We start from the raw sequence: 14556 nt of genomic DNA, 5'->3' as shown, positions 1-14556 counted from the left end.
AGATCTTTTTACATCATAAAAAACCTCCAATTTGGAGGTTTTTTATCATTTCTTGTATGAAAGAAAAATTAATTCACTATCAATTTAGAAGCTTTTGTATCTTTTCCGTTAGATACTTTTACCATATACACCCCTTTTAAAAGATGATGATTTACCCTAAAAGTTCCATTCATTTCATCTTTTACCGATGGCGTTTCAATTAATCTTCCTGCCATATCAGTAATTGTAACTTTTATATTTTTAGCATTTTTAGTTTTGATAAATATATCTTGGTGAGCTGTCGTTGGATTAGGATAGATTATAAAATCATCATTATCCGAGAATTTGGCATCTATAGTAGATAAGTTTGTAACAAATTTCACTGTATAATCTTCTGCTTGCCCCCATTGCAATTGTCCACACGGTGTAATATTTGAGTTTTGATAATCCACAATTACTCTCATTCTCAACGGAGTATTCATTACAGTAGAAGAAGGAGCTGTAAAAGTTCCATTGAAAGTTCCAATAAGTGTAACAGGATCAATAGCTATATTATCCTCGGTAGCTACTAATTCAGAAGTTTCAAAAGTACCATTATTGTTATAATCTATCCATACTCGTACAGAATTATTACTATCCGTAACATTTACTTGAATACTTTGAGTTTGATTTATCGCCAATTCAGTAGATGTTGCTTTTAAACAATTGGCTCCTGTATAATCTTCATAATAATTAGGAGCATATGTCCAAACCCCTGTTGAAGCATTATTAATATTTCCCAACTTTACTAAAGTAGGTCCTACAAGAAAATCCTCTGTTGCTGCATTTACTAAACCACTAGGAGTACAAGCCGCAACGGGAGTTCCTATAGGAGTACTCGTTGAAGGAGCTGTTGCCCCTAATGATGTACTCAATGCTCCTCTAAGTGCAAAGAAATATAATGCTGATCTATCATGCTGTCCATCGGTAAATTTATATGCTATTGGATTAGAATAGTTCATCATATTATACTGGACTCCTTGATAATTACTGTTTGTACAATAGTTCATATCCGCATTAGTGGGTGTCGGAAAATCACTTAATAAACTTCTTGATCTTTCCGTATCACATACTCCATCATCATCCCTATTACAATTATTATTTGTTTGAAGTGGACAATAGTCTGTAGAAGTTGTTCCTGCAGGAGGGCTTGAATTTGCATTTCCAAAAGTATGAAGCAACCCCATACTATGCCCAAACTCATGTGCTAATGTAATATCGTCTTGTAAAGTAACTACAAAGGACTTCATAAACGATTCAAAAGAAGCATTGGGATTTTGTGGCAAACCTGCCCATCCCATAATACCATACTGCCCACCTCCATCAACTTTATTAATTATATAAATATTAAAATAAGAAGCTTCTGGCCAATGGGGCGCAAGTGCTCTTACCTGTGCAGTAGTAGCACCACTACTCGTATTCATTTTCACACCATAGGTGTCATATCCAGAGATAGTCCCTCCATTATACCTTACAATACCCGTAGTAGGGTTACAATTGGGATCTCTTTTAGCCAACACTAATTTTATCGGCATAATTGCTGCTGTTCCAAAATCAGCAGGAACACCTTGCAACCATTGATAAGTACCCGCATACATTTGGTTACAATGATCTAACCAAGCTTGAATTTGCGCATCCGTTTTATTATAAGCTGTACCCAAAGAAGCTCCCGTAGGGGCAATAACGTGCACAACAACAGGAATCTCATAGACTCCATTTACCGTTTTATTAGCAACGGTTTTAGCAGGAGTATTACTTCCTTGTTTAAGGATCTGATTACGCATTTTATAAATAACATCATCAATCTCCTCGTTCTGTCTTTGATACGGCACTTGTACATTATCAAAACCACAAGACCACTGTCTTTGCTGAGCACTATAGGCAATACTTAGCAAACACAAACCCATAAAGATTAGTTTTTTCATTCTTAAAATTTATTTTCGCACGCCAAATTTAGTATTTTACAACAATATTTCAATAAAATATAACAAAAATTTAATAATATTAATATATATAATTTATTTAAAAAACAATAAGACAAAAAGAATGAATTAAAACAAAAAATAATCAAATGCCATATATTAAAAAATAATACAATTAACCATTACAAAAGTTCAAAAATTCACTGTATTTTCATTTTATAAAACAAAAAATACAATTACAAAATAGGCTATTTATCCATTAATTCACGGGAGATCAATACATAAAAAAAGACTTTCCACCACGTGAAAAGTCTCTTCTTAATTTTATATACTTAAATATTATAAAGAATAGTTGGGAGCTTCTTGGGTAATAATAACATCATGTGGATGAGATTCTTTTAATCCGCTTCCTGTAATCATCACCATCTTCGTATCTTTTTGTAAAGCCTCTATATCCTTAGCTCCACAATATCCCATTCCTGCCCTTAGTCCTCCTGTTAGTTGAAAAATCACATCTTCTAATCTCCCTTTATGAGGTACTCTTCCTTCAATACCTTCTGGGACAAACTTCTTAGCCTCACTTTGAAAATATCTTTCCTTACCTCCTCTTTTCATAGCAGAGAGACTTCCCATACCTTGATAAGATTTGAATTTTCTTCCCTGAAAGATAATTTCTTCCCCCGGAGCTTCATCCGTTCCAGCTAATAAAGAGCCTAGCATTACGGCACCTGCTCCACTTGCAATTGCTTTAACAATATCTCCTGAAAGTTTAATTCCTCCATCTGCAATTACTGCTACGTTTTTAGATTTAGCATATTCATATACGTTATAAATTGCTGATAATTGAGGTACTCCTACTCCAGCAACTACTCTAGTTGTACAAATAGAACCTGGTCCAACACCCACTTTAAGAACATTTGCTCCTGCTTTAATCAAATCCCTAGCAGCTTCTGCTGTAACAATATTTCCTCCAACAATATCCAAATCAGGATAAACTTTTCTAATTTCAGCAATTTTATCTAAAACTCCTTTGGAATGTCCATGCGCAGAATCAATCCCGATAATATCAACCCCCGCTTGCACAAGAGCTGCAATTCTATCCAATGTATCCTCTCCTACTCCAACTCCGGCCCCCACAATTAAACGACCATTTTTATCTTTATTAGCATTAGGATACTCTAATTGATTATCTATATCTTTTATCGTAATTAATCCAACAAGTTTATTATCTTTATCCACAATAGGAAGTTTTTCAACCCTATTTTTCAGAAGAATTTCTTTTGCTTTTTCAAGATTTGTATCTTTATCAGAAGTAATAAGATTTTCCTTCGTCATAATTTCCTCCACCTTTATACCAAGATTCTCCTGATATTTTACATCTCTATTCGTAATGATTCCAATTAATAAATTATCATCATCCACAACCGGTAATCCTGAAATCTTAAACTTTGTCATCAATTCTTTGGCTTGACCAAGGGTATGATCTTTTGAAAGAGTAACAGGATCTGAAATCATTCCATTCTCAGAACGCTTTACTCTATTAACCTGAGCGGCTTGCTCAGCGATGGGCATATTTTTATGAATAAATCCTAAACCACCTACTCTTGCAAGAGCTATTGCTAAATCAGCTTCAGTAACTGTGTCCATCGCAGCAGAAACTATAGGAACATTAAGTGTAATTTTATCAGTAAGTCTTGACTTTAAAGAAACCTGATTAGGTAAAACTTCAGAATAAGAAGGGACTAGAAGAACGTCATCGAAAGTGATGGCTGTCTCTACAATTTTGTTATGAATAGACATCTTTACTTTCTTTGCAAAATTAGACTATTTTGGCGAGATATGAAAATCCTTTTTAATAGTTTGTATCAAATTTAATAATCAATGAGTTAAATCAAAAAATCGCTTATATGAAAGCGATTTCTTTGAACAAAATAATACGTATATGAATATGAAGTTACTTGTCAGTAGCAGAATTAATCATTTTTGAAATATCATCACTCGTAAAATTTCCCTTTACATCTACAAAAACCAAATCCTTTTCTGAGTTTACAGTAATAAGCATATTTTTAATAGCATCTCCTTTTTGCTTTACTCTTACATTGACATTATCTCCATTGTGTCTTATCGTAGCCCAATCTTCATAATTATTATCAGTTAGATATTTTGTATAATCTTTCAACATTTCTCTATTTCCATTCTCCACAGTTAATACTTTTATCTTTGAAACTTTTTTAACAAGATTAATCATCTCTTTACTCTCTCCATCTTTTTTTAGTGCCTTTCTAATATAAGGTTTAGCTAAAAGCATAGGAACATTAATACTAACAAATTTAGCTCCTTTAAAGTCATAATGTCGATCATTAAAAAATTCAATATTAGGTTTTTCAGAGATAATACAGGATTGTACAAGAAGCATCGTCCCAATAATCAAAAAGATGTTTTTTAAAATTTTCATGGTAAATAGGTTTTAGTTAACAGGTTTTAAGCTTCCTCCGGAGACTTTACTAATATTTGATTCTATGGCAGGATTTCCTTTATATCTTACAGCTCCTCCTGAAGAAGCTCTTACAGTAAGTTTATTAGCTACATTTACAGAAAGAAAACCTCCTGATGTTGATTCCACCTCTGCAGAGTCTAATTTTAAATCTTCTGTTTTACAATATGCTCCACTGCTAATATCTATCTTCCCTGATTTCACTTTACCTACAAAGATTGTATTGGAACCACTTGATCCCTTAATAGTAATATTTTCACTATTAATATCGGCTTTTATATTTGATCCGGAAGTAGCCTCAATATTAGCTTTGTTGGAAACATCAAAATTTCCTTTTACAATCGATCCTGACGAGGCATCTATAGTAAGATTACTTTCTTTTACGGTATTTGCTGTTGAAAAACTTGCTCCAGAAGAAGTTTTAATAAGATTCATTTTAGGAGAAGAAACATTTACACTAATATTCTTAAATCTTAAATTTTTCACTCCTTTATTATCAACATACACCTTCAAAATACCATTTTCAACTTTCGTGACAATATACTCCAGTTTATCTGCATCCGCAATCACTTTTACACTTGTAGAGCCCTCTTGCTTAAAAACCACATTTACACCCGTACTTGCTTCTATTCCTGAAAATGTTCCCACATTTCGATTTTCCCCATTGAGATATGACGTAGTATTCTCACCCACTAAAGTACTTCGAGTGTTGCTTATTGTGGTTGTTTTCGTCTCACTAGAATTAATAATTTTATTTACATCATCCATAGATAGCTTTCCATCAAGCTTAATTAAAATATTTTCTCCTTTTCCACTATTAATACTCAACAGCAGGTCATCTAAAACTCCATTCTTAGCCTCTGAAGAAAGAAATTTTATTTTAGCACCTGAATTGTTTACACTCATAATTTCATTGTAATTCAGATTACTTAAATAGGTAGAAATATCTTTACTTAGCTGTGATAAGTTATTTTGCACTATTTTACCATCAGCTGAATTTGTAGTTTCCGGGTTCTCTGTAATTAAAATTTTCAGCCCATTAATTTTAGCTAACAATGGTTTAATCTGTTCAAGTTGAGAGTCGTCAATATTTAGACTACTCAGCATTCCAAACATAGGTTTTGCAATTTTAATGGAAGTCACTCCTTCCACTTCTTGATATTTATCAAAAATTCTATCAAATTTATCTTCTTGCCCATACATCATAAAGAAATGGGAAAAAGCAATCGCGAGTATGATTAATATTTTTTTCATGAGTCAAATTTTATTTTTTCAGTCAATCATCAATACCTGGCCAGGTATACAATCTTTTTTAAGTTTAATATTCTTCGTTAATCACTTTAGGTTGAACCAATTTTTCATTAACATTATTTGCCAATACTTGGAATGAATATTTGGTTACATTGATAGCTTCGTCTACATTTTCTATCCTCTTCCCATTTACAATTACATAGGAATCTTTGTACTCTGTCGAATCTTTTAAAGATCTATATGAATTATGGACAAACCTCGGCTTCACCTCTTTTTTAAGACGTCCTCTTTTTGGCAGAATTTCGTCTAAAACATCGTTTTCAACAATTTTATTTTCATGAAATACAGAATCTTTTTTTACTTGTGAAATAGAATCTATATTATTAATTGCTACCTGTTCCTGATGTTCATTATTTTCTTCTATAAAAGCAGTTTTCTGTTTTGCCACCTCATTTTCCACCAATTTCGCCTGATTTTGAATATCAGTATTTTTGATATAAGTAAAGGTAAAACCAATGGTAAGAAGCAAAACAATACTGGCTGCCATCCAGAACCATTTAGGGAATGATGTTTTTATATTCTTCTCCATAGAGGTATTTGAACCTTCCTCTTCTTCAGATTTTTTGCCGTCTATCTTCTTAATAAAATCTTCAAAATCCCATTCCATCTTTTCTTCCTTCATATCCTGGAAGATCTTATCATATTTATCTTGAAATTTGTCGTTGTTCATAATTCATCAATTGTAAAATTTGTTCCTTTACTTTTTGTCTTGCTCGCATAAGATTTACTCTTATTGCATTCTCTTCCATATTTAATATTTCAGAAATTTCCGAAACATCATATTCTTCTACATCCTTTAAATGGATTACCATTCTCTGCTTTTCGGGAAGTTGATTAATAAAAATAATAATATGTTCTTTAAGATTATTCACTTCCATTTTATAAAGTTCTGATTGATGGAGCTGCATATCAGCAAATCCCAGCTTTACATTATGATGCTTTAATCTATTGAGACACTCATTCCGAACCGCTTTAAGAGCATAGGATTTTAAATTTCCAAATTGCTCTAATTCTTCTTTTTTCTGCCAAAACTTCATCATTAAATCTTGTACAACATCTTCTGCTTCATCATTACTCATAACAAATCTTTTCGCAAAACGATACATCTCGTTTTTGAGAATAAAAACCGTGTTTTTAAAAGTTTCTTGGGTCATGAGTTTTGTTTCTATAAGTAAGACAAACTAAAATCTAATTTTATTACATCTAAAATAAAAAAACTTCAAAAAAATTTTGAAGTTTTTTTATTTAGCCCATTAATACAGTTCGTATATATATTTTAAAATACATTTATCAAGGTCCGTTAAAGGCACCTTTCTTCTTGCCATTGCTTTTTCTGCTACTTCATATGCCTTGTCTAGTTTAAATTTTTCATCGCCTTTAGCACCTCCCCATGAAAAACTTTCTATCAAATTGGGAGGAAAACCTCCCTTGAAAATATTGGCAGCTACTCCTATTACTGTCCCCGTGTTTAATTGAGTATTGATTGCCGTTTTAGAATGGTCTCCCATAATTAATCCTGCAAATTGTAACCCCGTGTCTTCAAATGTTTTAGCTCTATAATTCCATAACTTTACAGATCCATAATTATTTTTGAGATTGGACGAGTTTGTATCCGCTCCTAAATTACACCATTCTCCTATCACAGAATTGCCTACGAATCCATCATGTCCCTTATTCGTATATCCAAAAATAATAATATTACTCACCTCTCCTCCAACTTTACAATAAGGTCCAATAGTAGTAGCTCCATAAATTTTCGCTCCCAGATTAAACTTAGACTCATCACAAAGAACTATAGGTCCACGCAAATTACATCCTTCCATTACTTCTGCATTTTTCCCAATATAAATTTTTCCCATCTTTGCATTTAAAGTCGAAAATTCTATTTGTGCCCCTCCTTCAATAAATAAATCTTTTTTATCCCCTAAAAAACCATTCGTAGAAGATAATTCTTGTGAAACTCTTCCTTCAGTTAATAGATCAAAATCAAAATCAATAGCTTGATGGTTATACGTAAAAAGATCTGTAGGTTTTTTAAAGAAAGTTAGTTCTTCTTTAATATCTGTCATTTTCTCAATCTGATGTAAAGAAAAGTTCTCCATATTCACTTTTGCTGCAATCAACTCATCTTCATATACCAAAGCTTCTCCTTGTTTAAGACTCTTAATTTGTTTTATCACATTTTTGGTAGGTAGAAAATTGGGAACTAGAAAAAGACTTTCTTTATCTTCAGGTTTTTTAAATTTATCCTGAAGGTAGTTTTCTGTAAAATAAGATATTTCTGTTATCTCTACTATTTTTTGCCATCTTTCTGAAAAAGTTAAAATTCCGCATCGCATTTCTGCAATGGGTCTGGTAAAAGTGAGTGGAAGAAAATCTTCCCAATATTGTGCGTCTGAAAAAACTATTTGCATCTCTAAGAAGTTATATGTTTAAATTAGAAACCAACCTTGGGAGCTAAATTTAATTAATTTAGAACCTCCTTCATCCGATTTCCTTATTAAACAAAAATACAAATACTAACATACATTTTGAGTGCAATATTTAAATTCTACTTAAAAATAAAAAAGTCTCCCTTATTAGGGAGACTTCAATATCTTTTATCTTCAAAAAATTATTTTGCAAATTTTTTGTATTTGTTCATAAACTTATCAACTCTACCTGCAGTATCAACTAATTTTACTTTTCCAGTGTAGAATGGGTGAGATGTAGAAGAGATCTCCATTTTGATTAGTGGATACTCTTGTCCTTCATATTGAATAGTATCTTTTGTTTCTGCAGTAGACTTGCAAAGAAACATCTCATCGTTACTCATATCTTTGAAAACAACAAGTCTATAATTTTCTGGGTGAATTCCGTTTTTCATAATACAATTTTAAATTTAAAAAAATTAAAGTTTGCTTTCGAAATAGTAATGGATATTTCTCTGCTAATTTTAGGTCGCAAAAGTACAACAATTTTTCCAATTTACAAATAATGGATTTGATATTTTTTCCCCCTCATAAGAAATTCAAAGTATTTTCGTTAAATTTGAACACCTAACTAAAGTTAACGTTCAATGAAATTCAAATTATTGCTGGCTTTTTCCTTTTGGATGCTCCTTATAGCTGTATCATGTAATAAAGATGATATCTCTTTTGATACTCCATCACAGTCCTTACGATTTTCAAGAGATACGGTATACTGTGATACTGTTTACAATCAGGTCCGTTCCGAAACTTATGCTGTTAAAGTATATAATAATGAAGATAAGGATATCATGATTCCCAAAATCAACTTAGAAAAGGGAGCCACATCTTTATACAAAATCAATGTTGACGGAAAGTCAGGATATGATTTCCATGATATTCCATTAAGAAAAAAGGACAGCCTTTACATTTTTGTAGAAATTGCTCCCCAGGCATCAGGTCCAGAAGCAATAGCAGATGATCGTATATTGTTTACCAGCCCGGCTGGCCAACAACATGTTACGTTGTTTTCTGTAGTACAAGATGCCGAGTTTTTTATTCAAAGTCCTACTAATCCTAATATTATCAACACCCCTACCACCTGGACCAATGAAAAAGCAAAAATTATTTATGGCGATTTAACCATTAATCCCAATATAACATTAAATATAGAAGCCGGTACCAAAGTATATTTTCACAAAAACAGTGGGATGAAAGTTTCTACAGGAGCTACATTAAATATGAATGGGACATTAGACAATCAAGTAATCATCCGTGGAGATAGAAATGATCCCTATTATGATACGATCCCTAAAAATTGGAACTCCATCAGAATGGAAGCCAATAGCAATCTCAATATGAATCATACAAGGCTTTTTGGAGGAACACGAGGCTTAGATATGCGACAAACTAATGCTACGATCAGTAATTCTTTTATTCACACTTTTCAAGAATTTGGAATTTATGCCGTCGAGTCTATTGTAAATGGAAGAAATTTGGTCATGAATAATTGTGGAGAATCATGTATCGGAATCTTTAAAGGGGGATCTCACTCTTATACTCACGCAACTATTGCCAATTACTCCAAAATATTAAGTAATCTTAATAGAAATGGTATTTTTGCAACCAACGAATGGAAAAATGACAATGGACAAACAGAGCAAGGAGCACTCCAACAACTAAATATAAAAAATAGTATTATTTATTCCGATAGAGATAATGCTGTTAATTTTGAACAAACCCCTGGACAACAATTTGAATTTTTAATTCAAAATTCTTTGTTAAAATATTCCAATATATCCGAAGCTGGTTTCCCATTTGATAACAATATTAGGGTAATACAGGGCATTAAGAATGAGGATCCTCAGTTTGTCAATTATTTTACAGCAAAACTTAACTTGAGAGTTAAGCCCAACTCAATTGCAAGAGGAAAAGGAGATGTAGCCGTAGCAGGAACTGTTCCTTTGGATATCGTGAATGAATCAAGAACTGCTAACCCTACTTTAGGAGCTTATCAATAATGGAAATTACAAATCTACAACAGCAAGTTGACGAATGGATACAAACTATTGGAGTCCGTTATTTCAATGAATTAACCAATATGGCTATGCTCACTGAAGAAGTGGGTGAAGTAGCTCGAATTATCGCGAGAAGGTATGGCGAACAAAGTGAAAAAGAAAGTGATAAAAGTAAAGATCTTGGAGAAGAATTAGCAGATGTTTTGTTTGTCACATTATGTTTAGCCAATCAAACTGGAGTAAATCTCCAGGAAGCTTTTGACAAAAAAATGAAAATAAAAACTGATCGCGATAAAGAAAGGCATCAAAATAATAAAAAATTAAAATAAAATAGGATAACAGCTATTAGATTTCAGAACGGATCTTATACAATCTGAAATCTAATAGATAAAACCTGAAGATAGAATGAAGTTAGAAAAATCAAATTTAATAGGAAATAAAGTGGTTCAGATTAGCGGTTCGAAAAGTATTTCGAATCGTTTATTGATTTTGGAAAATCTCTTCAATCATATAGAAATTGGCAATCTCTCGAATTCTCAGGATACCCAATTGCTAAAGAAAGCTCTTTCAGAAAATAATGATGTTGTAGATATTCATCATGCAGGAACAGCCATGCGATTCCTCACCTCTTATTACTCTATTTGTGAAGGAAAAACCACCATCCTTACAGGTTCAGAAAGGATGAAAGAAAGACCTATAAAAAATCTTGTAACGGCTTTACAAAATCTAGGAGTAGAAATTGAATATTTAGAAAATGAAGGTTTTCCACCTCTGAAAATTGTTGGAAAAAAAATCACTCACAATAAAGTCGATGTTCCAGCAAATATTTCTAGTCAATTTATTACATCTTTACTACTTATAGCCGGAAAACTGGAAAATGGATTAGAAATAAACCTTATTGGCGAAGTAACTTCTAGGTCTTATATTGAAATGACATTAGATATTTTAACAAGATTTGGTATTAAAAATAGTTTTAATGGAAATACAATCACTGTTAAAAAACTTGAAGAAACGATCAATTCCAAAACTTTTGAAGTAGAAAGTGATTGGAGTTCTGCTTCATACTTCTATTCTATTTGTGCATTAGGTAAAGAAATTATTCATCTGAAAAGTTTTTTTGAAGAATCAACACAAGGGGATTCTGCAATCTCAAAAATTTATGAAGACTTTTTTGGAATAAAAACAATTTTCTCGACAAATGACTATAAAATAACCTTACAACCTATTCAAGATTTCCAATTGCCCGAAAGGATTGTTTTAGACATGAACAATTGCCCAGATATTGCCCAAACTCTATGTGTAACAGCTGCTGCATTAAAAATTCATTTTGAAATTTCAGGATTAGGGACATTAAGAGTAAAAGAAACTGACAGACTGCAAGCTTTATATAATGAATTAAAAAAACTAGGAACAGTAACTGAAATTACTGATTCTACTATCAAATCTATTAGTTTTGATAAACCGGAAGATAATATCTCTATCCAAACCTACCAAGATCATAGAATGGCTATGAGCTTTGCTCCGTTTTGTCTTATTCAAGAATTACATATTGAAGATGAAAATGTAGTGGAGAAATCTTACCCCCTATTTTGGGAAGATTTATCAAAGATCATGGCCAAAGAATCGATATAAATGACTTGGGAAGTATTATTCATTATTTCTATAGATTAAAAATTATATTAGAATCACATGTCAAAAACGATAATCATTACAGGAAGCTCATCAGGAATTGGGTTTGTTTTAGCTGAGTATTTTGGGAAAAAAGGGTATAAAGTATATGGCTTAAGTAGAAAATATACGGAAAGTCAATATTTCATATCTATTCCTACAGATATCACAGATAATAGTGCTATTCAAAATACCATAGAAGAAATTTTAAAAACCGAAACTCAAATTGATATTCTTATCAATAATGCCGGAATGGGTATGGTCGGTTCTGTAGAAGATTCTACAAAAGAAGATATTTTAAAACTATTTAATCTAAATTTAGTAGGAGCTGTTCAAATGATGAGCGCGGTTCTTCCTACAATGCGCAAAAATCAATTCGGAAAAATCATTAATATATCTAGTATTGGAAGTGAAATGGGACTCCCATTTCGGGGGTTTTATTCGGCCTCAAAATCTGCATTAGATAAAGTAACAGAAGCTATAAGGTATGAAGTTTACCCTTGGAATATTGAAGTGTGTTCACTCCATTTAGGAGATATTAAGACCAATATTGCAGAAAATAGAGTCCGAACAAAAGTTTCTGAACCTTATAAAAATATTTTTGAAAAAGTATATTCTCTCATGAATGCACATGTCGGTGAGGGAACAGAGCCTCTTGAAGTTGCAGAGTATATCGATCAACTTTTAAGTAAAAATAAATGGAAAGCTCACTACTATTTTGGCAAATTTGGACAAAAAATTGGAGTTCCCTTAAAGTGGCTTCTCCCTCAAGGAACTTATGAGAAATTAATGAAAAAATATAATAAACTGAGTTAGTTTCAATTATTCTATGAGTTTGAAGCTATTTTTGAAAATCTTTTTTATTTTATTTTGCGTTTTAGCCCAGGCGCAGAAAAAACAATATTGGCTTATTGACTCTGAAACTCAGATTAAAAAGAAAGTAAAAGATTCTGCCACTGCTATTAAATTTTTAGATTCTTTAGCCCAAAACAATTACTTTTTTACCCAATTAAAAGAAGTAAAAGTAAAGGGGGATAGCACAGAAATTATTTATGATAAAGGAAAAAATTTTAATGAGACCTATATTAAACTTTCGGATTCAATTGTAAAAAAGACACGGATAAAAAAAGATTTTTTCACTAAAAATTTAGACTCCTTAAAAAAAGGTATTAATCAAATATATATTGATGATGGATTTTCCTTTAGTAGAATTAAATCTAAATATAAAGGACAAAAAAATGGGTATCCCATAGTAGAACTTGATATCAATAAAAATGATAAAAGAACAATTGATGGATTTGTAGTAAAAGGATATTCTCGTGTTCCTAAAAGATTTATGAAAAATCTTGAAAAAGAATTTAAAGGCAAAACTTATGATGATAGAAATCTTTTAGCCATTCATAAAAACTTCCAAAGTCATCCTTTCTTAACACTTGAACGACAGCCACAAACGTTATTTACAAAAGATTCTACCCAAATTTATCTCTTTCTAGAAAAGAAAAAAACCAATACATTCGACGGAGTTATTGGGTTTGGAAATGATAAAACTGATAAATTTACTTTAAATGGAACTTTAAATGTTAATTTTAAAAACATGTTTAATGGTTTTGAAGCCATTAATGTATATTGGCAAAGGAATCCCGATAAAGGGCAAACTTTTGATCTTCAAACCGATATTCCTTATCTATTTAATTCAAATATAGGCCTTAATATGAAAGTGAATATCTTTCGACAAGACTCTACTTTCGCCAATGTTAAGATGCTTCCTGCTTTTTACTACCATATTAATAATCGAAATAAAGTGGGACTGCGAGGTACTTTTGAAGCTTCAAGTATTATTGATGATTTATATATTCAAGGGAAAGATTATAATAAAAAAGGAATTGGAATCTGGTTCGAAATGATAGAACCCACTGAAATCGATCTTTTTCTCTATAAAACAAAAATAAATGCAGGTTATGACTATCTCTCAACAGTTTATACTAAAGAGAATCTAAAATCTCCCCAAAATCAGTTTTATTTTTTCGGAGAGCATAATTATCATATTTCCGGTAATCATTTCCTCAATATAAAAGGAGAAGGAGCTATGATGAACTCTAAAATTGATTTTTCGGCTAATGAACTTTATCGTTTTGGGGGATGGAACTCTATGCGTGGTTTTAACGAGAATTCGCTTGCCGCAGATTTCTACTATTTTGGAAGTCTCGAATACCGTTATCTTATAGGCAATCAAGCATTTTTTGATTTTTTTGGACAATATGGGCAGCTAAATAATAAATCTTTAAATGTTAAGCCTAAACTCTATAGTGTGGGGCTTGGATTTAATTTCTTTATCCCAATAGGCCTTATGAGTTTTCAATTATCTAATGGAAATGAATTCGGTAATCCATTCAAATTCAATGACATAAAAATACACTGGGGAATTTTAAGTAGATTTTAATAAAATTCTTCTCCAATATCACATGAGAATTTATATAATTATACCCGTTGTGCATTATGATAAAAACAAATAAAGTTGTTCATTTGATTGATAATCAGTAAATTGTTTTTACCACAAAACATTTACAATGAACAACTTGAGAGCAAATTACGAAAGAATTTTGGAAGTTTTAAGAAAAATATCAAATGATAGACTTGTAGCTTATCAACGTCGAACTCCGAAATTGAGTGATTTAGAA

The 14556-nt window shown here is 31.7% G+C and carries 13 protein-coding genes and 1 pseudogene; 6 read left to right on the top strand and 8 right to left on the bottom strand.

Annotation, left to right across the window (positions count from 1 at the left end):
* Positions 1–68: 68 nt before the first annotated feature.
* The 8 genes from CHRY9293_RS05045 to CHRY9293_RS05010 all read right to left on the bottom strand — a co-directional run bounded on the left by CHRY9293_RS05045 (position 69) and on the right by CHRY9293_RS05010 (position 8611).
* Complete coding sequence (locus tag CHRY9293_RS05045; protein ID WP_162031878.1) at positions 69–1943, bottom strand: GEVED domain-containing protein; 1875 nt, start codon at positions 1941–1943, stop codon at positions 69–71.
* 336 nt (positions 1944–2279) lie between these two features.
* Entirely contained in the window at positions 2280–3740 is a 1461-nt protein-coding gene (gene guaB / locus CHRY9293_RS05040) for an IMP dehydrogenase (protein WP_122548620.1), read from the bottom strand.
* A gap of 154 nt (positions 3741–3894) precedes the next feature.
* A complete protein-coding gene (locus CHRY9293_RS05035; protein ID WP_162031877.1) occupies positions 3895–4395 on the bottom strand; it encodes a DUF4252 domain-containing protein in 501 nt (166 codons plus the stop codon).
* Positions 4396–4407: 12 nt separating this feature from the next.
* Positions 4408–5688, bottom strand: coding sequence for a DUF4252 domain-containing protein (locus CHRY9293_RS05030; RefSeq protein WP_162031876.1), 1281 nt, complete (start codon positions 5686–5688; stop codon positions 4408–4410).
* A 64-nt stretch (positions 5689–5752) separates the two neighbouring features.
* The gene (locus CHRY9293_RS05025; protein ID WP_162031875.1) at positions 5753–6415 is read right to left on the bottom strand and encodes a hypothetical protein; all 663 of its coding nucleotides are present in this window, start codon (positions 6413–6415) and stop codon (positions 5753–5755) included.
* Positions 6390–6899: an RNA polymerase sigma factor gene (locus CHRY9293_RS05020; RefSeq protein WP_162031874.1), complete on the bottom strand. Its 510-nt coding sequence runs from the start codon at positions 6897–6899 to the stop codon at positions 6390–6392. Before CHRY9293_RS05020 ends, CHRY9293_RS05025 begins: the two co-directional genes overlap by 26 nt.
* Before the next feature lie 99 nt (positions 6900–6998).
* Positions 6999–8159, bottom strand: coding sequence for a GlmU family protein (locus tag CHRY9293_RS05015; RefSeq protein ID WP_162031873.1), 1161 nt, complete (start codon positions 8157–8159; stop codon positions 6999–7001).
* 200 nt (positions 8160–8359) lie between these two features.
* Positions 8360–8611 carry a type B 50S ribosomal protein L31 gene (locus tag CHRY9293_RS05010; protein WP_122548626.1) on the bottom strand — a complete coding sequence of 84 codons (252 nt, stop codon included), beginning with the start codon at positions 8609–8611 and terminating at the stop codon, positions 8360–8362.
* 192 nt (positions 8612–8803) lie between these two features.
* Here CHRY9293_RS05010 and CHRY9293_RS05005 point away from each other — a divergent pair, with 192 nt between their 5' ends.
* The 6 genes and pseudogenes from CHRY9293_RS05005 to CHRY9293_RS18665 all read left to right on the top strand — a co-directional run.
* Positions 8804–10213, top strand: coding sequence for a hypothetical protein (locus CHRY9293_RS05005; RefSeq protein WP_162031872.1), 1410 nt, complete (start codon positions 8804–8806; stop codon positions 10211–10213).
* Positions 10213–10539: a nucleotide pyrophosphohydrolase gene (locus tag CHRY9293_RS05000; RefSeq protein ID WP_122548628.1), complete on the top strand. Its 327-nt coding sequence runs from the start codon at positions 10213–10215 to the stop codon at positions 10537–10539. The genes CHRY9293_RS05005 and CHRY9293_RS05000 overlap by 1 nt, the downstream gene beginning before the upstream one ends.
* Before the next feature lie 76 nt (positions 10540–10615).
* Complete coding sequence (locus CHRY9293_RS04995) at positions 10616–11842, top strand: 3-phosphoshikimate 1-carboxyvinyltransferase (protein WP_162031871.1); 1227 nt, start codon at positions 10616–10618, stop codon at positions 11840–11842.
* Positions 11843–11899: 57 nt separating this feature from the next.
* Positions 11900–12694: an SDR family oxidoreductase gene (locus CHRY9293_RS04990; protein WP_162031870.1), complete on the top strand. Its 795-nt coding sequence runs from the start codon at positions 11900–11902 to the stop codon at positions 12692–12694.
* Positions 12695–12707: 13 nt separating this feature from the next.
* The gene (locus tag CHRY9293_RS04985; RefSeq protein WP_162031869.1) at positions 12708–14318 is read left to right on the top strand and encodes a BamA/TamA family outer membrane protein; all 1611 of its coding nucleotides are present in this window, start codon (positions 12708–12710) and stop codon (positions 14316–14318) included.
* Between the two features lie 127 nt (positions 14319–14445).
* Positions 14446–14556: pseudogene (locus CHRY9293_RS18665) on the top strand (IS982 family transposase); the annotation flags it as partial.

Origin of the sequence: Chryseobacterium potabilaquae (genome assembly GCF_902728265.1) — a bacterium.
Taxonomy (GTDB): Bacteria; Bacteroidota; Bacteroidia; order Flavobacteriales; family Weeksellaceae; genus Chryseobacterium; species Chryseobacterium potabilaquae.
The sequence above is the reverse complement of the archived record's forward strand: the minus strand, read 5'-3'. Positions and strand labels throughout refer to the sequence as shown.